This is a genomic window from Bacillus sp. FSL W8-1127, assembly GCF_038006725.1.
GTDB lineage: Bacteria > Bacillota > Bacilli > Bacillales > DSM-4216 > Bacillus_O > Bacillus_O smithii.
Map to the genome: position 1 here is coordinate 522419 of NZ_JBBOVU010000001.1, position 19268 is coordinate 541686.

Annotated in this window: 19 protein-coding genes, 1 other RNA gene and 1 pseudogene; 18 read left to right on the top strand and 3 right to left on the bottom strand. The window is 37.6% G+C overall.

Features of this window, described 5'->3' with window-relative positions; translation table 11 throughout:
• Positions 1 to 48: 48 nt before the first annotated feature.
• Both smpB and ssrA read left to right on the top strand, forming a co-directional pair.
• The gene (gene smpB, locus NST12_RS02505) at positions 49 to 516 is read left to right on the top strand and encodes an SsrA-binding protein SmpB (protein ID WP_048622616.1); all 468 of its coding nucleotides are present in this window, start codon (positions 49 to 51) and stop codon (positions 514 to 516) included.
• 288 nt (positions 517 to 804) lie between these two features.
• Positions 805 to 1160: a transfer-messenger RNA gene (ssrA, locus tag NST12_RS02510) on the top strand.
• Positions 1161 to 1531: 371 nt separating this feature from the next.
• On the opposite strand, the gene NST12_RS02515 is transcribed toward ssrA, so the two are convergent.
• Complete coding sequence (locus NST12_RS02515; RefSeq protein WP_003353505.1) at positions 1532 to 2122, bottom strand: TetR/AcrR family transcriptional regulator; 591 nt, start codon at positions 2120 to 2122, stop codon at positions 1532 to 1534.
• A gap of 407 nt (positions 2123 to 2529) precedes the next feature.
• Between NST12_RS02515 and yhfZ the strand changes: the two genes are divergently transcribed.
• From yhfZ to NST12_RS17050, 13 genes are all read left to right on the top strand, one after another.
• Positions 2530 to 3456: a GntR family transcriptional regulator YhfZ gene (gene yhfZ / locus NST12_RS02520; RefSeq protein ID WP_327825120.1), complete on the top strand. Its 927-nt coding sequence runs from the start codon at positions 2530 to 2532 to the stop codon at positions 3454 to 3456.
• A 135-nt stretch (positions 3457 to 3591) separates the two neighbouring features.
• Positions 3592 to 3957: a PRD domain-containing protein gene (locus NST12_RS02525; RefSeq protein ID WP_341028347.1), complete on the top strand. Its 366-nt coding sequence runs from the start codon at positions 3592 to 3594 to the stop codon at positions 3955 to 3957.
• Positions 3958 to 3969: 12 nt separating this feature from the next.
• On the top strand, positions 3970 to 4329 hold the full coding sequence (locus NST12_RS02530; protein WP_063388786.1) for a DUF2620 domain-containing protein: 360 nt from the start codon (positions 3970 to 3972) through the stop codon (positions 4327 to 4329).
• An 810-nt stretch (positions 4330 to 5139) separates the two neighbouring features.
• A complete protein-coding gene (locus NST12_RS02535; protein WP_327825118.1) occupies positions 5140 to 6441 on the top strand; it encodes a YhfT family protein in 1302 nt (433 codons plus the stop codon).
• 83 nt (positions 6442 to 6524) lie between these two features.
• Positions 6525 to 7400 (top strand): phosphotriesterase family protein, encoded by an 876-nt coding sequence (locus tag NST12_RS02540; protein WP_327825117.1) that lies wholly within the window; start codon positions 6525 to 6527, stop codon positions 7398 to 7400.
• Positions 7401 to 7405: 5 nt separating this feature from the next.
• Entirely contained in the window at positions 7406 to 8527 is a 1122-nt protein-coding gene (locus tag NST12_RS02545) for an aminotransferase class V-fold PLP-dependent enzyme (RefSeq protein ID WP_341028351.1), read from the top strand.
• Positions 8528 to 8542: 15 nt separating this feature from the next.
• On the top strand, positions 8543 to 9778 hold the full coding sequence (locus NST12_RS02550) for a phosphopentomutase (protein ID WP_327825115.1): 1236 nt from the start codon (positions 8543 to 8545) through the stop codon (positions 9776 to 9778).
• Positions 9769 to 10920, top strand: a complete 1152-nt coding sequence (locus tag NST12_RS02555) for a YhfX family PLP-dependent enzyme (protein ID WP_327825114.1) — start codon at positions 9769 to 9771, stop codon at positions 10918 to 10920. The genes NST12_RS02550 and NST12_RS02555 overlap by 10 nt, the downstream gene beginning before the upstream one ends.
• A gap of 68 nt (positions 10921 to 10988) precedes the next feature.
• Positions 10989 to 11732, top strand: a complete 744-nt coding sequence (locus tag NST12_RS02560) for an HAD family hydrolase (protein WP_341028355.1) — start codon at positions 10989 to 10991, stop codon at positions 11730 to 11732.
• 57 nt (positions 11733 to 11789) lie between these two features.
• On the top strand, positions 11790 to 12521 hold the full coding sequence (gene nagB / locus NST12_RS02565; protein WP_327825112.1) for a glucosamine-6-phosphate deaminase: 732 nt from the start codon (positions 11790 to 11792) through the stop codon (positions 12519 to 12521).
• Positions 12522 to 12806: 285 nt separating this feature from the next.
• Positions 12807 to 13067 (top strand): hypothetical protein, encoded by a 261-nt coding sequence (locus NST12_RS02570; RefSeq protein ID WP_341028357.1) that lies wholly within the window; start codon positions 12807 to 12809, stop codon positions 13065 to 13067.
• Positions 13064 to 13447, top strand: a complete 384-nt coding sequence (locus NST12_RS02575; protein ID WP_327825110.1) for a retropepsin-like aspartic protease — start codon at positions 13064 to 13066, stop codon at positions 13445 to 13447. Before NST12_RS02570 ends, NST12_RS02575 begins: the two co-directional genes overlap by 4 nt.
• 442 nt (positions 13448 to 13889) lie before the next feature.
• The gene (locus tag NST12_RS17050; RefSeq protein WP_445662320.1) at positions 13890 to 14153 is read left to right on the top strand and encodes a YesK family protein; all 264 of its coding nucleotides are present in this window, start codon (positions 13890 to 13892) and stop codon (positions 14151 to 14153) included.
• Positions 14154 to 14404: 251 nt separating this feature from the next.
• Here NST12_RS17050 and NST12_RS02580 read toward each other — a convergent pair whose 3' ends face one another.
• Positions 14405 to 15598 (bottom strand): threonine synthase, encoded by a 1194-nt coding sequence (locus NST12_RS02580; protein WP_341028360.1) that lies wholly within the window; start codon positions 15596 to 15598, stop codon positions 14405 to 14407.
• A gap of 93 nt (positions 15599 to 15691) precedes the next feature.
• On the opposite strand from NST12_RS02580, the gene NST12_RS02585 reads away from it, so the two are divergent.
• Both NST12_RS02585 and NST12_RS02590 read left to right on the top strand, forming a co-directional pair.
• Positions 15692 to 16594 carry a LysR family transcriptional regulator gene (locus tag NST12_RS02585; RefSeq protein ID WP_341028363.1) on the top strand — a complete coding sequence of 301 codons (903 nt, stop codon included), beginning with the start codon at positions 15692 to 15694 and terminating at the stop codon, positions 16592 to 16594.
• A 91-nt stretch (positions 16595 to 16685) separates the two neighbouring features.
• Positions 16686 to 17024 (top strand): annotated as a pseudogene (locus NST12_RS02590) (group II intron maturase-specific domain-containing protein); the annotation flags it as partial.
• 235 nt (positions 17025 to 17259) lie between these two features.
• Here the strand turns inward: NST12_RS02590 and NST12_RS02595 are convergent.
• The gene (locus NST12_RS02595) at positions 17260 to 17736 is read right to left on the bottom strand and encodes a metal-dependent hydrolase (protein WP_327824555.1); all 477 of its coding nucleotides are present in this window, start codon (positions 17734 to 17736) and stop codon (positions 17260 to 17262) included.
• A gap of 536 nt (positions 17737 to 18272) precedes the next feature.
• Here NST12_RS02595 and NST12_RS02600 point away from each other — a divergent pair.
• Positions 18273 to 19265 carry a thiamine pyrophosphate-dependent dehydrogenase E1 component subunit alpha gene (locus NST12_RS02600; RefSeq protein ID WP_048622622.1) on the top strand — a complete coding sequence of 331 codons (993 nt, stop codon included), beginning with the start codon at positions 18273 to 18275 and terminating at the stop codon, positions 19263 to 19265.
• Positions 19266 to 19268: the final 3 nt, after the last annotated feature.

Below are 19268 nucleotides of genomic sequence, written 5' to 3' on the forward strand. Positions count from 1 at the left end.
GATAGCCTTTTGGACAAAAGATCAAGAAACCAGCAAGGGGGGAATCATATGCCAAAAGGGGAAGGAAAAGTTGTCGCACAAAATAAGAAAGCAAGGCACGATTACTTTATTGAAGAAACGTATGAAGCGGGCATCGTGCTGCAAGGAACGGAAATTAAATCGATCCGCGCTGGCCGTGTCAATTTAAAAGATTCATTTGCCCGCGTCCAAAAGGGCGAGGTTTTTCTTCACAATATGCATATCAGCCCATATGAACATGGAAACCGCTATAATCATGACCCGCTTCGTACTCGAAAGCTTTTGCTGCATAAAAAAGAAATTTTGAAATTAATCGGGAAAACAAAAGAACAAGGCTATTCGCTTGTTCCGTTAAAATTATATATAAAAAACGGCTATGCCAAAATTCTTCTCGGTCTGGCCAAAGGGAAGAAAAAATGGGATAAACGCGAAGACTTGAAAAAGAAAGAAGCAAAACGAGAAATTGAGCGTGCGTTTAAAGCTCGTCAGCAGTTTTAATATTCTTTTGAACTTCCAGACGGTGAAACTCGTTTCGTCATCCAACATACAGGCTGCCCAGAATCGATACTTTTCAAGCGATCTTTGGATGCAGTCCATCACTCGGGAAAAAGCCTCCACTTCGATAAGTAAAGAAGTGGAGGGTCGTACCGCAAGTTGGAAAATTGGAAGTTCATCCCGGTTGAATTATACGCCTATTATGATATAATAACTCTTGCAAGAGCCAGTTGAAACAAGCATTAAGCTCTCGATATTCCCAGAGCTTCCGAAACATTCTCTTTATTATAAGGGGACGTTACGGATTCGACAGGGGTAATCAGAGCTTAAGCTGCGAGTCGGAGGGATCGTCTCCGTCATCAACGTCAACTTAAATATAACTGGCAAACAAAACAATTACGCTTTAGCTGCTTAATTGCGCTAAAGGCTCCTCCTTCCATCGCCCATGTGGAAGTCGAGGGGTTCATCTGAAGTGGGCTACGCCGGATTCCGCCGCCTGAGGATGAAGGAAGAGACCAATCAGGCTAGCTCGTCCGAAGCCCGTCGACAGGCCGACGATAGAGCGAAACACAATATGTCGACTACACTCGTAGACGCTTAAGTGGTGATACCTTTGGACGTGGGTTCGACTCCCACCGTCTCCATTTTAAGTATCCGATAACATGCGAATAAAACTTGCGAAATCCTGATACGACCGCATTTGCGGTCGTTTTTCATTTTTCCGAGATTCCGAAAGAATCCTGTAGAATTCGAAAAAATTTTGCATTGATTTTGCACTGCTATTTTTATTTGAAATCGTAGGGCTCTTTCATCGTTCGGTCAACTTGTCGAGACTTTTTCTGCTTATTTTTACCTAACTTGCTTCATAAGCAGGCTGGCTTTTGTCGACAAACTAAATAACCGCAACACTATCAGTTGCGGTTGTTCGCGGAAGATTCCGATGGCTGATTTGAAGTTACACAGGTTTTTATAAAAAACCTGAAATCAAAATATTTAGCGGTAAATACTCTCTGTTTTCTCATCTACAAAGAGATCTCAAGTGGTGATCCACAATCGATTCAACCATTTCCGGCGTTAAATGATTTGGTTGCATAATGATGTGTATCGCTAAACCGTCAATAAGCGCATAAAGACGCTCCACTTCTAAATCTACATTTAAGTTTGGCCGTGCAAGTTCAAGTTTTAACAACGTTTCAATGATTAGTTTAATTGCGGAACGAAACTCGTGGTATACTTGATTGCTTAATGGCTGAAGTTCAGGCTCCCATAATGCCTTTTGGGTAAAAGTAAACCACACCTCCATTTCTTTTTTTGTTTCTTCTTCCAGCGGCAAAACTTCATGTATTAGACGTTTTATCCCTTCAAGAGGGGGACAAGAAAAATCGATTCCTTCAATTCGTTTTTTCACTCGCTCGGAAACGAGCCTCATCGAAAAAGCCAACAGTTCTGACTGGGTAGAAAAATAATGGCGTAAGGAACCAACAGAAATTCCAGCCTCTTTCGCAATATTGCGGACGGTTGCTTTTTCAATTCCCTCCCTCGTAATGATTCTCCATGTCGCTTCCGCAATTTTTTTCCTTTGTTTATCATGATCAACTATTTTTGGCATGAATATATTATATCTCAGCTTTCGCAGTCCAAAATCTTGTTTAAATGCTTGATGTAAATGGTTTTGGGAAGTACAAAATTATCATTTGACATTTTTTAAAACATAAAGAAAGACACCTATTCTTTTGGTAAAATATTGGTGACGAAACCAAATCCAAAAGAAAGGTGTCACCACTATGATAACGAATAAAGACTACTTTGCGCAATTACCAAAAGAAAATTAATTAAAAATTAATTAAGAAGAAAATTTGCGTGATAATGTCAAAGAAATACTATAAGTATGTGTCTTAATCTATAAAATCATTTTTAATGTCTTGTTATTTATAAATACCTATTGCAAATCTAATAGGAATTGCTTATAATTTACTGTACAGAATATAGTATACTGTTTTTTAAGGAAGATAGAGTATGTGGGAAAAATTTTATTCTAAAAATGGTTTAGCAGCAAAAAATATTGCCAAAGAATTGATAAAATTAAAAGTTGGAGATAAAATTCCTCGTATCTCTGACTACTGCGCCCAACTATCCATTGGCAGGGGAACTGTACAAAGCGCATTAAATTTATTGGTGGAAATGAAAGCGATTAAATTGGAGGCCAGAGGCCATTTAGGCACGTATCTAATTGGCAAGGATAACAATTTATTGCTTGAGATTGCCGGTATCGCCCCATTAATCGGCTCTATGCCGCTTCCATATTCAAGGAAATATGAAGGATTAGCGACAGGAATAGTGGAAGCATTTGAATCAACCGGAAAAACAATAAACTTAATTTATATGCGCGGCGGGTTGAATCGAATTGAGGCGGTTCGGACAAAGAGAAGTGATTTTGCAATTGTTTCTAAGATGACAGCAGATAATATCATTTCAGAATATCCAAATTTAAAAATTTTCAAGAAATTTGGAGCCAACAGTTATGTATCCGCGCATAAGATTTTCTTAGCTGATTCAGATAATAATGTAACTAATGATAAATTAAAAGTTGGCGTGGATATGGAGTCTCCAGATCAAATGCAGCTGACATTTGCTGAATTTGAAAACAGGAATGTCGAATATGTCAATGTCAATTATATGCAGTTATTCGATATGCTTAATTCAAAACAAATTGATGTAGCTGTTTGGAATGTCGATGACAAAAGAATGAATCAAACATTTCAAGCAATCGATTTTCAATCAGCGAAAGCGAAGAAAATTTCCCGAGACACAACAGAAGCTGTTATTGTGATTGATGGTGATAGGGAACAAGAAATAGCAGAAAAGTGGGATTCAGTTGATATTCAAAAAATACTGGACATACAAAATAGTGTTGAAAAGGGGGAAAAAATACCACGCTATTAAAACATTAATTTATCATTTACGGGATCCGAAAGTCATAAAGTATAAGACACTATTAAAACGTTTTCACGCATGAAATGAAAAATAAAATTTTTTAAAACAAAATACTAAATACAGTATATTGGAGGTTGAGTAATAGTGAATAGCATTCAAGTGAAAGAAAAGTTAACTATTTTATTAACAAGCAGTGTTATTACACAAAAAGCTTTTCATCTAACTTTAAATACATTTGATTACTTATCAAAAAAATTCAAAAAGAAGGCAATTGAAAACTCGGAAATGTTATGGACACATATGTCAATGGCTTTAACTAGAATGGAAAGGGGTGAATGCGAAGATGGTCCTTCCAATACAATCATGAATGAAGTGAATGAGACGCCTTATAAAGAGGATATAGAAGAAATTATAAACCATGTAAATTCACTGGTTGGCCAAGAACTCCCTGAAGGAGAGCGTATCTATTTTTATCTGCATCTTCATCGAGTTATTGAATCAAATAAATAGGAGGGGTTTCCTATGGTGAGAATTGTAATAGGTGGACAGTTGAATAAACAAGCAATTGAAAAGCAAGTTAAAGAAATCGGAGGAAATAATGTAGAAGTATCCGTTAAAAGTGATTTGGAAGCAGTTATGGCTGTAAAAAACAAAAAAGCTGACTATTATATTGGTGCCTGTGAAACCGGATCAGGTGGAGCGCTTGCAATGGCAATTGCATTATTAGGCAAAGATAAATGCGTTACTTTGGCATCTCCAAGTACCATAAAAACCAAGGAAGAAATTGAAAAGGAAGTGAATGATGGCAAAATTGCATTTGGATTTACGGCATCATCTTCAAAAAATATATTGAATATACTAATTCCTGCTTTATTAAAATAATCAGCTTTCGCAGTTTTATTTTTTCTAAACATTTGATGGAATTCACTTCAATCTCTGTAAAAATGCAAATTGTTTTTTTGGAACATGTGATTAATAAAAAGAAAAACACCTTTTTCTTTTTAGAAAATATGGGTGACGAAACTTTTAACAAAAGAAAAAAGGTGTCATTTAAATGGTAATGAAAGAAACCTACTTTACGCAATTACCAAAAGAAATTTCATAGTTAAATATATCATCTAAGAGAGGCTAATATCAAGAAATATATAGGCTATTCCCGTTTGTAAACCGATTTTTCCAGTGTTTCAAAATAAAAATCAGCGAATCTGCGTAAAAAAGATACTATTTATCGTTTTTTACGTTCACTAACATTCTTTTTGTCCGCAGTTCTGTAAACGAAGTGAATGGCTTGCACTTTTAAGTGCTGATACAGCCTTGCCCAAATGATCTGATATGAAGTATTTTTTAAATCCGTATCCCTTAAAACTTAGGCAAGCAGTTTCAAGGCCGCTTGACAAGTTGATGATTGATACAATCACTGTTTTTACATGATTTTGATGGATGATATCGGAAGAAGATCCATTGGCAAACCTTTTGATAGTTTTGCGAAGATGTGCAAGACAAGGATTACATCACTGTCATACATACACTGACTGATCCTTTTCGAGCACTTGCCAACAAGAAGTTTTTTGGATTGGGGCATTTTGAAAAATCAATGAAGAAAAGGTTGGCATTTTCCACCTAATTATATCGGGCAATGTCTAACTATGTGCGAAAGTTGAGTATAAAAATGAATAACCAGAGGTGAGTAGAATGGATTTTAATTTCATTCAATGTATAGTCATAGTCGCTGTCGGTGCGTTAGGTTCTATTCTTGTAAATCGCGGAGTAGCGGTGTTTAATGACGGGTTGCGTCCTATCATGCCTGAATACCTTGAAAATCGAATGACAAGAGGAGAACTGGCTGCAACTAGTTTTGCATTGAGTTTTGGATTAATAGTCGGCTTCGGCATCCCTCTTTCTATAGGAGCTACTATTATTATTGGCCATAGTATTTTATTAGCGTGCGACATAATTGGCATTTGGACTCCGGATAATAAAATAGGAATGGTTACAGCCGGAGTTCTCGGTGCTGTTTATAGTATAGGAATAGTGTTAGGTTTGCAATTTGTAGTAGATTTATTTAACATGCTTCCAGTAAATTTCATAGATTCTTTAAGTCTTATTGGTAATCCGATTATTATTGCATTTACAGTATTTCCTGCTATTGCCATTGGGTATCAGCACGGTTTAAAAAAAGCTGCTGTCACGGCGATTGTCACTTTAGCCTCCTTTTTGTTATTCGAAAAGTTTGGAACATTTAAAGTCGCAGGATACGATATTTCCCTTAGCCCGGAAGGAATGGCGTTATTAATAGGAATGTTAATGATGGTTTATTATGCCTCTAGAGTTAAAGGAGGAGAGGATACTACAAATGCCGATTTAGTTAATATTTTTAATGAACGTGTAAATCGAATTAAGAAGAATCGTTGGTTATTAGCTTTAATGGGTGGACTTGTTTCTTTAACATCTTCCATGTTGATTTTAGCAGTTGATGCAATGCCTCAAGCATTGATTAATAAAGGTCTTTATACAGAGGCAGCCATTGCTACATTTGCACGTGCGATCGGATTTATTCCTTTAGTTTTTTCAACTGCTATTGTAACGGGGGTTTATGGTTTAGCTGGTACGACATTAGTATTTGCAGTCGGTCTTATTTTCAGAGATATACCGATTTTAGCATTTGTGTTGGGTGCTTTAGTCATGTACTTGGAGGTCATATCATTATCAGCAGTCTCAAAAAGTATGGATAAATTACCTGGCATACGAGAGATGGGAGAGCATATTCGAACTTCATTGGCAGATGTTCTCGGAATTGCTATATTAATCGGCAGTGCAATGGCAGCGGAAAAAATTGCTCCAGGAATCGGGTTCTTTTGGGTCATTGGATTTTATTTAATCAACCGAATGGCATCAAAACCGTTGGTTGAATTGGCTGTTGGGCCAATAGCGGTCATATTATTAGGGATCATCGTTAATCTACTTTACGCAGTTGGTTTATGGCAGGTTAGTTAAATACAATGGCATCTCTCCAATCTCTTTTTTGATGGATTGGAGGGATGTTCACTTGAAATCATTAAAAAAGGGGAAAGTATCAAATGTTGAAAAACGGAATTACCTATATGCATGAGCATACAACCATTGACCTTTCTGAAGTAAAAAATAATGAGGATTGCAGGTTGGATGTATTTCCTGAAACCGTTAGAGAATTTAAAAAATTATACGAAAAAGGTGTACGTAATATTATTGATGTAACCAATATCGGAATGGGAAGAAGCATTGCATACGTCCAAAAGGTTGCGGAAGAAAGCGGAATTAATATTATTTACTCAACTGGTTTCTATCAAGATTCTTTTTACCCGATTCAGGTTTTTCAGGAAATAAAAGAAAAGCTGGCAGAAAGAATGATAAAGGAAATTGTTGAAGGAATAAAAGGAACAGATGCGAAAGCTGAAATAATTGGCGAAATTGGAACAAGTTATAACAAATGGACAGAAGCAGAGAAAAAAGTGTTTGAAGCAGTTGTCATCGCGCATAAGGAAACGAAAAAACCAATTTCTACACATACTTCTATCGGAACGTTAGGACATGAACAAGTGGAATTCTTTAAAAAGCATGGAGTAGATTTAAATCGAGTGGTAATAGGACATGTTGATTTAACAGGAGACGCCGATTATGTATTAAAAATGCTAAGAGAAGGAGTATATGTAGAATTTGACACAATAGGAAAAGAAAGTTACATGCCGGATCGCGTTCGAGCAGAAATGTTGAAAAAAATACAGGATAAAGGGTATATCGACAAAGTTCTATTATCTATGGATATTACGAGAAAATCACATCTCGAATATAAAGGTGGATTAGGGTATTCCTATTTACTGGACACATTTGTTCCCCTTTTGCAATCTTATGGGATTACAAGTGAATCAATCGATAAAATGTTGATTCATAACCCACGTGCTTTTATGGAAGGGTAAGGTGAATGATTATGGAAACTTATCCGCTAAAGAGTATTTCTATTGAAGAAGCTAAGCGCAGACAGTTTAAGCTCGTTGATGTCATTACAAGGCATTTTCGCGGAGATGAAATGATTTCGCTTGGTGATCTAGGTGTTGTAAGAGGCATTAATAAACCAAAATTTACAAAAAAAGTAGAAGAAACATTAGCTGACTTCTTTCGTGTAGAGAAGGCATTATTGGTGCGCGGCGCTGGAACAGGTGCATTGAGGTTTGGTTTTATGAGTTTTTTGCAGCCGGGTGATCAGCTCCTTGTACATGATGCACCTATATATCCAACAAGCAAAACAACTTTAGAATCAATGGGGATACTGCCTATATATGCGGATTTTCACAATCATGAAGAAATCAAAAATGCAATTAGGCAAAATCCTAAACTAAAAGGCGCATTGATTCAGCATACTAGGCAAAAAATTGATGATCATTATGATTTGGCTGAAACAATAAAAATAATACGTTCCGCTGATCCTGCTCTAATTATAATAACTGATGATAATTATGCTGCAATGAAAGTCGAAAATATTGGGGTGCAAGTCGGGGCGGATTTGTCCACCTTCTCAATGTTCAAATTATTAGGTCCAGAAGGTGTTGGAATCGTTTTAGGCAATAAAGATTTAATCAAGAAAATAGAAAAAATGAATTATTCCGGGGGATGCCAAGTTCAAGGTTACGAAGCTTTGGAAGCATTAAGAGGCCTTATATATGCTCCCGTTATGTTGGCTATACAAGCAAGTGTGAATGATCAATTAGTTCATGCCCTTAATAATGGAGCAGTTAAGGGTGTAAGAAGGGCTTATTTGGCCAATGCGCAATCAAAAGTCTTGCTTGTCGAATTTACTGAACCAATTGCAGAAGAAGTACTTTTTCATGCCAATGAATTAGGGGCGGCACCCAATCCGGTGGGCGCCGAATCAAAATACGAAGTTGTGCCAATGTTTTATAGAGTTTCCGGCACTTTTTTATCGTCAGATCCAACATTAGCCAAAAAAATGATACGTATTAATCCGTTAAGAAGCGGCGTGGACACAATTTTAAGAATACTAGAGGAATCCATTCATCGGGCAACCGAAAATCAAAAGCAAATATAGTAAAGGGGGATCAAAATGAATAAAAGAGTCATTATTATCATATTGGACAGCTTAGGTGTCGGTTATATGGAAGATGCCAAAGACTATCATCCTTTAGATGTCGGAGCCAATACTTTTTATCATATTATTGATGCAGTGCCGTCATTGAAAATTCCAAACTTTGAAAGATTGGGCATCAATAAAATTTTACATCATCCGAAATTAAAAAATGTTGATAATATTGCCAGTTACGGTGTTTTGAACCTTATGCATCAAGGAGCAGACAGTTTTGAAGGGCATAATGAAATTATGGGAACAAAACCAAAAAAAGCGTATTTAGCTCCTTTTATTGAAAATATGGATCAAGTAAAACGTGCTTTAGAAAAAGAAGGATATAAAGTAACGATCCCAAATCCTGAATTGCCGTATCTATTAGTCAATGATTTAGTCATCGTCGCTGATAATATCGAAACTGATTACGGCCAAATTTACAATGTAAGTGCTCCACTGGAATATATTCCGTTTGAAGAAGTTTTAAAAATAGGGCAATGTGTGCGCAAAAATGTTAGAGTCAATCGCGTGATTGTCCTTGGTGGCGAAAATGTAACACCCGAACACTTGCAGGAATCAGTAGAAAGACGGGGAGATGGATTAGTAGGGGTGAATTCACCTAAATCAAATGTATACAAACAAGGGTATCAAGTACGTCATTTAGGATTTGGCATTTCTCCTGAATTTCAGTTGCCAACATTAGCCAAAAAAAGTGGAATGGAAGTTTCTCTTATTGGAAAAATGCAGGATGTTATTTATTGTGAAGGCGCCAATAGATTTCCGGGTGTCGATACGGAACAAGTAATGAAGGATATTTTACATGAAATGGACAATGTAAAACATGGAGTAATTGCTGCAACAGTACAAGAAACAGATCTGGCCGGACATGCACAGAATCCAGCCCGTTATGCGGATCGTATTGAAGTGGTCGATAGATATTTACCGGAAATACTGGAGAAAATGACAGAACAGGACCTGCTGATTATGAGTGCGGATCATGGGAATGATCCTACGATTGGCCATAGTCAACATACAAGAGAGAAAACGTATCTGTTAGTTTATCATAAACAAATATCTCCCGTTAGAATTGGAGAAAGAAAGACACTATCAGATATCGCTGCAACTTCTGCAAAGTATCTTGGACTTAATAAAACTGAAAACGGAACTTCATTCCTTCAAATATTGCAAAAAGGGAAAGAGGAGACTGACGGATGTTTTTAGAATCGACAATAAAGCATAACAAAAAATTAATAGAAGCTGCATTAGATTTTCATCAGCAAGGGATCATCTCACCCAATACTTATGTAATAGATCTTGATACAGTAAGGAGGAATGCTAAAGTTTTATCAGAAAAAGCCAAAAAACAGGATATTGAACTATTTTTTATGACAAAACAATTTGGCCGCAATCCGTTGGTGGCGCAAGCTATTGTTGAATCAGGGATTGAAAAGGCAGTCGCCGTAGATCCATGGGAGGCCATGACTCTTAGTAAAAATGGCATTCAGATTGGCCATGTTGGACACCTTGTTCAAATACCTGTTCATATGATACCAACAATATTAAATCTTAATCCTGATTATGTTACAGTTTTTAGTTATGAAAATGCTCAAAATATTAGCAGAATTGCTCAACAGATGAAAAAAAAACAAAAAGTCTTTTTACGCATAGCAAACAAAGACGATTATATATATAAAGGTCAAGAAGGTGGATTCACATTTGAACAGTTAGTGAAAGATATTGAATCTATGGAAAAATTGGAAGGCATTGAAATAGCCGGTTTAACAAGTTTTCCTTGTATATTGATTCAAGATGATGTTCCAACCATTACCCCTAATGTAAAATCCATGCAGACTGCAAAATTGTTTTTAATGAATAGAGGATATGAAAAGCTTGAGATGAATATGCCAAGTGCCACTTCTACCGCAACAATGAAATTATTAAAGGAAAATGGTGCAACGCAAGGAGAACCTGGTCATGCATTAATTGGAACAACACCGTTGCATGCTTCACAAAACTTGGAAGAAAAACCGGCGATGGTATATGTATCGGAAGTATCCCATTTATATAATGATCATGCATATGTTTTTGGCGGCGGATTTTATCCGCGTTCACATATGAAGGAAGCATTAGTTGGAACAAATAGACAAAATCTAAAGCGGGTTCCTACAATTGATAATGTTCCGACTAATATTGATTATTACGGCTCATTGGCGACAGACGGAGTACGAGTGGGCGATACGGTCATATATGCTTTTCGCACACAAGTATTTGTTACAAATGCCCATGTTGCCGTCTTAAAGAATATTTCCGCCAACCCTGAACTTGTAGGAATTTATGATTCTATGGGGAATTTAATCGATTGATCCAATAAAAATGATCATTTTTACTGCAAGGGCATGGTTGTTAATGGAAAATTTGGAGGAGAATCTAAATGTATCGAGCGGTCTTTCTGGATATAGACGGGACAATTTTGAATTCTAAAAATCAGCTTGAAGATGAAACCATAGAATCTATTCATAAAGTGCAAAAGAAAGGGATTATCGTTGGTTTGGCTTCAGGCAGGTCTTTAGAAGCCACAAAAATTTATGGTGATAAATTACAGTGTTCGCTTTATGTTGCTTATAACGGCAGCCTTGTATTTTTAAATAATAAGATCATTCATGATGTAAAAATGTCATCAAAAGTTGCCTATGATCTTTGCAGCCAAACTGATAAACATGGCGGCAAGTATATTCACTTTTCGTACAGTACCTCACGATCCAATCAGCCTTTAAATGAGGAACATTTACTGCCATTTGCAAAAAAGACAAATTTAGAGGATACGGATTGCGAAGCGCACCGATTAACTTTATATATAAATTCTGAACAACGTAAAGTTCTTAAAGAGAAAGTGCTGGAGGATTATGTTTTTGAAGAAGGAGATCGACTCGAAGTATATCCAAAAGGTTCTAAATGGACCGGTATTCAATCTGCCATTCAACAATTGAATATATTGCCTGAAGAAGTGATTGCAATCGGTAATGGGATAAATGATGTCGAAATGTTGGAATCATCTGGATTAGGAATCGCGATGGGAAATGCAACTGATTATGTAAAAAGTAAAGCGAAAATGATTGTTGAAGATAATGATCATTATGGAGTGGCAAGGGCACTAAGTACGATTTTTAAAATATAAAATATTTTGTTCCAGAGTAAAGATTCCCATAATGATTTTGTAGAAAGGTGAAATGACGTGGAAATTATTAAAGTAAAAGATTATGAAGAAATGAGTGAGAAAGCAGCTAATATAGTCATAGAGCATATGAAAAGTTTGAAAAGACCAGTCATTGGTTTTGCAACAGGTTCAACTCCAATTGGTTTATATAATTGTTTGGTCAAAAAATATCAACAAAAGGAAGTTTCATTTAAAAATGCAACTACTTTTAATTTAGATGAATACGTTGGGCTGCCTAAAGAAAATAAGAATAGTTACCACTATTATATGCATGAAAATTTATTCCAACATATTGATATTCAACCGGAAAATTTTCATATTCCTAATGGAATGGCTGAAGATTTGGAACAAGAGTGTATGACTTATGACAGACTAATTTCTAAAAATAACATTGATATACAAATATTAGGACTAGGATTAAACGGCCATATTGGTTTTAATGAGCCAGGGACCAGCTTTAAAAGCAGAACGCATATTGTTAAACTGGATCAATCAACACGGAAAGCAAATGCTAGATTCTTTCAGTCGATTGACGAAGTACCAACGGAAGCAATTACGATGGGAATTGAAACGATCATGGAAAGTAAGAAAATCTTGCTGCTTGTTTCTGGTAAAAAGAAAGCGGACGCCCTTGCAAGGCTATTGGGTAACAGTGATATTTCCGAGGAGTTTCCGGCTTCAATTTTAAGGCAGCATAATGATGTGACAGTGATCGCAGGTGAAGAGGCCTTGAAAAAAATAAATGAATAAAATGAATAATATTTATTGACTATTTTAAGCTCCTTTTTTGCGAAAATAAATTCATTAGGTTGGGTGCCTGCCACGCCCCGAAATTTGTAAAAGATTAATAGAGATGGAGAGTTGCCTTGGCTCTCTGTCTTTGTTGTCTTTTCACCATATTTTGATTGGCATAGAATTCTGACAATGGAACGGTACAAAAGCAATAAGAAAATACCTCTTAATAAACGGTGCCCCTCTCTTTAAAAATGATACAATAAAAAGAAAATTAATAATGATTCGGGGAGGCACATGTTAATGAAATGGTCTGAAGTTCGTCGGCATTTTCCGGAACGTTGTGTCTTAGTGGAAGCATTAAAATCAGAAACAAGAGGAAAGGAAAGAGTCATTGAAGAAATGTCTGTTATTGATGACTTTGAAAATGGGAATGCTGCATGGAAAGTGTATAAAAAACTGCATGCAGAAAACCAAACACGTGAATTATATATTTTTCATACAAAAAATGAAGAAATCAAAGTCATTGAGCAGCCATATATAGGAGTGCGGAGAAAAGTATGAAATTTGAAATGGATGAGCATTTACCTCTCGTTTCTGTAGAGATCGAATACAATGGAAAGAAAAAGACATTTAGTCGTGTCTTGCTGGATACCGGGTGTTCTTCAACCATTTTAGATGCGGATTTATGTGAGGAAATCGGGCTATTGCTCGATGTAGAAAATGCAATTACGCGCAAGATGTACGGAATTGGCGGTACGGAAATCTGTATAGAGCAAAAAGTGAGCGGCTTGACGATAGATAAATTCCAGTTGAATGATTTCACTATACAGCTCGCTGATGTAAGAGGAATGCATGGATTTGACGGGATTATAGGCAATGATTTTTTTCTCATCAATAAATTAATCATCGACTTTGAAAATATGGAAGTTCGAAATAGATAGGCTAGGGCAATCTTCTTTACATCTATCATGATCTGTTATCATCCAAGCCATGCGGAATTATTACATCTCCTATTGCAGCCCCAAAATACACGTTTCTAACGAATATCAACCTTTCCGTTCTTGGTCGGCTCCAGTTTAAACCCTCCAACAATTGAAAATGATCCATAATCCAATCCCTTTTTCTTCAGATAGTCTGAATAACGAAAAGGCGGCTATCTTTTATTAAATGGAACTCAAGAAGTATTTATACTGCTTCAAGACTAGCTGATGATCAAATCATTGCGTGTTAAATCTGCTGCGTAAACTAAAAATTTTTAAAGGCATCTAAATTCTGCAGGTCTGTTGCTTTTTAAAATAAGAAATTATGGAATTGACTCAGTTAATAAAACTGAATCGGGTTTTACATGATGGAAGTTTTAATATTACCAACGGGGGAGAGTATATGGTTTATTTGGGGATATATGTACTCATTTGTACACTAGCGATACTGCTCTTATGTTTGGTTAGTCGGAATAGAGTGACATTTCCGGTATATATAATACCCATCATTTTTTCTCTATTAAGTATTATTGTGATATTAATAAGTTTTATTTGGGGCGGATGGAAAGGATTAGGGTTGGGGGCTATTGGATTAGTCTTACTGCTTGCGTCTATCATATCTTTCATTTTAGCCGCTTTATTGGTGAAAATAAATGAAAGGAAATAAAAGTTCAGTGGATCAGGGACACAGATCTACTGAACTAAGGGATTATAAGCTAGCTTTAGGATGAACTAGCATTGCATCACTTAATTACCTTTATATCAATAATAATCTTTCATCACTATCCAAGCCCTGTAGAGGCCGTTGCGCTTTTGGTGTTGAGGGGAAATGAAGCAGGAAACGGGCTGGTCTCCGTGATTTCCGTTTGCCAAAAAATCAGAAATCTAATCCAACCCTTTTTCGCCTCTTCACCTATTTTAGAGAACGGGAACATGGTCGATTTCAACTGTTTCAGGATACTTGATTCCTTGTCCTGTGTTGAGGCAAACGACTTTTTCATCTTCCGAGATCCACTGCTGTTGGCGTAATTGTTTGGCGGCCGCGAATGTTGCAGCTCCTTCGGGACAAATGAAATTTCCTTCGAGTTCAGCGACCTCTTTTTGTGCTTGTGAAATTTCTGCTTCCGAAACGGCAATGGCACAGCCGTTGGTTTTATATAAACTTTCCAGAATTAAAAAGTCGCCAAGTGGTTTTGGCACGTTAATTCCAAATGCTTTTGTTGAAGCATTTTCCCAAAACTCCGATTCCGTTTTTCTCTCTTTCCATGCTTTCACAATAGGAGCGCAATTGGCGGCCTGGACGGCAACAAGCCTAGGTAGCTTTTCGGCAGAAATCCAGCCTAATTCTATTAATTCCAAAATCGATTTATAAATGCCGATAATTCCTACGCCGCCGCCAGTCGGGTATAAAATAACATCGGGAGCTTCCCAATTCAGCTGTTCAAAAATTTCATACCCCATTGTCTTCTTTCCTTCGATTCGATAAGGCTCTTTTAACGTGGATGCATCGTAAACGCCTTTCTCTTTTACAAGTTGTCCCACTATTTTTCCCGCATCACTGATTAAACCGTCGACTAATCGAAGATCACCGCCAGAGATGTAAACTTCCTTTCTCGTAATGTTCGGAGCGTCCAATGGCATGACGATCGTGGCTTTAATGCCTGCTCTTGCTGAATAAAGAGCCCATGCAGCACCTGCATTTCCATTAGTGGGCATCGCTAATTCTTTGACTCCGAGTTCCTTCGCTTTAGAAACGCCGACGCTTGCTCCTCTCGTTTTAAACGAACCTGTCGAGATAATTCCCTCATCCTTTATGTATAAATGAGGAATCTGAATTTTTTCCCCTAGTCTTTTCATGTGAATAATGGGTGTCATTCCTTCTCCTAATGAAACGACATTTTCTTCATGTTTTACGGGGAGAAGTTCATGATATCGCCATAAACTCATTTCCCGCAGCTGCAAGTCTTCTTTTTTGACGGAAGCTTTCACCTCATTCAATTTATATCGGACCAGCAAGGGCGATCCGCATTTACAAAGCTGTTGAACCGTTTCTGTTGAATAAACTTCATGGCATTTAGGGCATTCAAGATGAGAAACATAACTATACTGCACCATAAAAACCTCCGATTATTTTGGATATTTCTTGATATATAATTAATTACAATAATATAGCTTCTAGTCTATGAATAAGGCGGTGTATAGCAGATGGAATTGCTGCAACTGAAGTATTTTCAAACTGTTGCACGTCTCGAACACATGTCGAAAGCGGCAGAGGAACTGAACATTGTCCAACCTTCCCTTAGCAAGACGATTGCACGGCTGGAAGAAGATCTTGGCGTTCCGCTGTTCGATCGGCAAAACCGTCAAATTAAACTAAATCGATACGGAAAAATATTTTTGGGACGGGTTGAAAGAGCCTTTATGGAATTAAAGGAAGGGAAAAGAGAAATTTTAGAGTTGGCAGAGCGAAATCAACATAAGATCAGCTTGGCTGTATCCATTCCAAGAGTCCTTCCTGATTTATTAGGTTCTTTTTTGAAAAAATATCCTCACGTCCATTTTCAACAATTTGTCCATTCGACATCGTCCATGAAATGTCATCTGAAAAACGGGGAAATCGATTTTTGTATTTCTTCGGTTCCCATTGAAGACCCTGAGATCATCTGGCAGCCCCTTTTCACGGAAGAAATTTTTTTGATTGTCCCGCCTGGACATCGGCTGGAAGGACGAGAAACGATTTATCTTGATGAAGTCAAGGACGAATCTTTTATCAGTATGCATACGGGATATGAAATCCGTAACTTAACCGATGATTTTTGCAGAAAAGCAGGTTTTATGCCACATATTGCTTTTGAAGGGGACGAGCCGGGAGTCATAGGGGATTTAGTGAAACAAGGATTGGGGGTTGCTTTTATTCCGGCCATCTATTGGATTCATCAAAAGAAACCTACATTGAATCGATTACGAATCTTAGAACCAACATGCCAACGAACGATTGGTTTAGGCTGGTCCAAAAGACGCTATTTTTCGGAAACAGCTCGTCAGTTTCATCAATTTATCTTCGAGTATTTCTCGAACATTTCTTCACGTTTGAAAGAGATGCCATAGTGTCAAAATGAATGTTCAAGGACCGTTACTGCCAAAAGCATATTTGAGAGTCAAAATCAACGGACTTGCTGGTGATGGCTAGTCGATCTCAATGGAAGAAAGAATCAAAAGACTAAATCAGTACCTAATGGGTTGGTGCGGATACTTTTCACTAGCTGACACTCCTACTGTCTTTAAGAATCTTGATAAATGGATAAGAAGAAGGCTCCGAATGATTATCTGGAAACAGTGGAAGAAGCCGAAAACGAAAATAAAGAAACTTATACAACTCGGAGTTCAACCATATAAAGCATATGAATGGGGAAATTCGAGGAAATCATATTGGAGAATCTCTAAAAGTCCCATATTACACCAAACCCTTGGCAACTCTTATTGGAGTAGCCAAGGGCTGAAAAGCCTGTACAGTAAATATGGCGAAAAGCGTCATTAATTTGATTGAACCGCCGTATACCGAACGGTACGTACGGTGATGTGAGAGGACGGAGGTTCACCACCTCCTACTACTTGATTTATGAACGCCTCCCATTTTCTTCAAATCCTCTGAAGGTGAAGCTGTCAAACGATTTTCCATATGAGGATCTACTCACCCGATATGACTCTATTGCAAGAAAACATGGAAATCATCATGAATGCTTAGTAAGTTCCAGGTGTAAGGTTCTCCTAATTTATAAATAAAAATGAAAACCAACATAACAAAGATATATGACTAAAACAGTGAAAAATCCTTGTTCAATTGCACCGCCGGTACGAATGCCACCAGGTATACCAATTTCGATTTTTAAAGGCCATAAAAACTTAACTCCTTGTTTTGTGAGCATATCCAAGACCATATGACTGAACATTCCCATCAAGATACCCAATTCAATATCTTTAGGCCAGGAAGTTTGTTGGAATAAGAAGAATGCTAAAACTAAAAACAAAAGACTATGAGTAAAGGAGCGATGACCGAATACCGTGCTGATGATGTTGTCAATCAACGGCACCTTTCGGCCAATTAATGAACCGGTGTGATCAATATCCGGTATTAAAGCACCAAGAGCTAAACTACCAAAAAAAAGAGCTTCATGGCCAACGGCTCCTCCCAAGTTTAAATATAGAGCGCCTGCTGCTAAGCTCCCAACAATATGTGTTTTACCTTCCATTTTTCTCCCCTATTCTTTTAAACTATTTCCATAACTTAGTATGAATTAGCTTTTAAATGAAATCAACCAGGCTGATGTCTTCCTTCATCAAGGAGTCAACATGCCAACAAACCATTGGTTTAGGTTGGTCCAAAAACAAAAGACGATACTTTTCGGAAACAGCTCGTCAGTTTCATCAATTTATCTTCGAGTATTTCTCGAACATTTCTTCACGACTGAAAGAGATGCCGTAGTGCCAAAAGAAATGGCCGAGATCCCGTTTTGTCGAATAAAAAAACAGACTTGCCAAGTGTGGCGGGTCTGTTTTTCGTTCGTTGATCATGATGAATGATGATTCCATTGATCGAACAACAGAGCATGATCTTGAACTCCTATTCAACGTGTTCAATTGGAGACAAAAAGAGACACCGGTCTCGTTTTGTCTCTTTTTGTGTTGGCGAGAATTGCTCGATGCTTCATGTTGACGCTGATGATTTTTGGCACGCTTTTTGCAGTAAGAAAGGGTGAAGAAACAAGAATGAAGGAGGTTCAAAAAGATGAATGTGATTCAAGGCAAAGGAGTTGCTTTAACTCGGGAAAAAGCCAAATGGATGTATCAAAAAATGCTGGAAATTCGTGTATTTGAAGATAAGGTTCATGAAATCTTTGCACAAGGGAAATTACCCGGTTTTGTTCATTTGTATGCAGGCGAAGAAGCGATAGCGGTTGGGGTGTGTGCGCACTTAAGTGATAAAGATACGATTACAAGTACGCATCGCGGGCACGGCCACTGTATTGCCAAAGGCTGCGACTTGGATGGAATGATGGCGGAGCTTTTTGGAAAGATCACTGGGTTGTGCAAAGGGAAAGGTGGTTCCATGCACATTGCCGACTTAGATAAAGGAATGCTGGGGGCGAATGGAATTGTAGGGGGAGGTTATCCTCTTGCTTGCGGGGCTGCGTTGACAGCGAAGTATAAAAAGACGGAAGATGTAAGCGTTTGCTTCTTTGGCGACGGGGCCAATAATCAAGGAACTTTTCACGAAGGACTTAATTTAGCGTCTATTTGGAAGCTGCCGGTTGTTTTTGTAGCGGAAAATAACGGGTATGGAGAAGCGACGCCATTTGAATATGCTTCAAGCTGTAAACAAATTGTCGATCGCGCCATCGGCTACAACATGCCTGCCGTTCGCGTCGATGGGAAAGATGTGTTGGCTGTTTATCAAGCAGCGGAGGAAGCCATTCAAAGAGCACGCAACGGAGAAGGTCCAACGCTAATCGAATGTGTGACTTATCGAAATTACGGCCACTTTGAAGGAGATGCCCAAAAATACAAGACAGAAGAAGAGAAGAGAGAACACCTTCAAGAGCGGGATGCCATCGTTCTATTCAGAAAACATTTACTTAGTCAACAATTATTGTCAGAAAAAGAATTGGTGGAAATGGAAGAATCCGTAGAACAGGCGATAGAAAAGGCGGTTGAATTTGCTGAAAAAAGCCCGTACCCGGAGGCATCAGAGCTGTTAAAAGACGTGTATGTATCTTATTAAAAG

Coding starts and splice junctions, on each gene's coding strand:
- NST12_RS02555 (WP_327825114.1), top strand. CDS start 9,769: ATGTTTTTAGAATCGACAATAAAGCATAACAAAAAATTAATAGAAGCT.
- NST12_RS02600 (WP_048622622.1), top strand. CDS start 18,273: ATGAATGTGATTCAAGGCAAAGGAGTTGCTTTAACTCGGGAAAAAGCC.
- NST12_RS02515 (WP_003353505.1), bottom strand. CDS start 2,122: ATGCCAAAAATAGTTGATCATGATAAACAAAGGAAAAAAATTGCGGAA.
- NST12_RS02530 (WP_063388786.1), top strand. CDS start 3,970: ATGGTGAGAATTGTAATAGGTGGACAGTTGAATAAACAAGCAATTGAA.
- NST12_RS02595 (WP_327824555.1), bottom strand. CDS start 17,736: ATGGAAGGTAAAACACATATTGTTGGGAGCTTAGCAGCAGGCGCTCTA.
- NST12_RS02535 (WP_327825118.1), top strand. CDS start 5,140: ATGGATTTTAATTTCATTCAATGTATAGTCATAGTCGCTGTCGGTGCG.
- NST12_RS02575 (WP_327825110.1), top strand. CDS start 13,064: ATGAAATTTGAAATGGATGAGCATTTACCTCTCGTTTCTGTAGAGATC.
- NST12_RS02540 (WP_327825117.1), top strand. CDS start 6,525: ATGTTGAAAAACGGAATTACCTATATGCATGAGCATACAACCATTGAC.
- NST12_RS02545 (WP_341028351.1), top strand. CDS start 7,406: ATGATTATGGAAACTTATCCGCTAAAGAGTATTTCTATTGAAGAAGCT.
- NST12_RS02570 (WP_341028357.1), top strand. CDS start 12,807: ATGAAATGGTCTGAAGTTCGTCGGCATTTTCCGGAACGTTGTGTCTTA.
- NST12_RS02560 (WP_341028355.1), top strand. CDS start 10,989: ATGTATCGAGCGGTCTTTCTGGATATAGACGGGACAATTTTGAATTCT.
- NST12_RS02585 (WP_341028363.1), top strand. CDS start 15,692: ATGGAATTGCTGCAACTGAAGTATTTTCAAACTGTTGCACGTCTCGAA.
- yhfZ (WP_327825120.1), top strand. CDS start 2,530: ATGTGGGAAAAATTTTATTCTAAAAATGGTTTAGCAGCAAAAAATATT.
- NST12_RS02550 (WP_327825115.1), top strand. CDS start 8,543: ATGAATAAAAGAGTCATTATTATCATATTGGACAGCTTAGGTGTCGGT.
- smpB (WP_048622616.1), top strand. CDS start 49: ATGCCAAAAGGGGAAGGAAAAGTTGTCGCACAAAATAAGAAAGCAAGG.
- NST12_RS17050 (WP_445662320.1), top strand. CDS start 13,890: ATGGTTTATTTGGGGATATATGTACTCATTTGTACACTAGCGATACTG.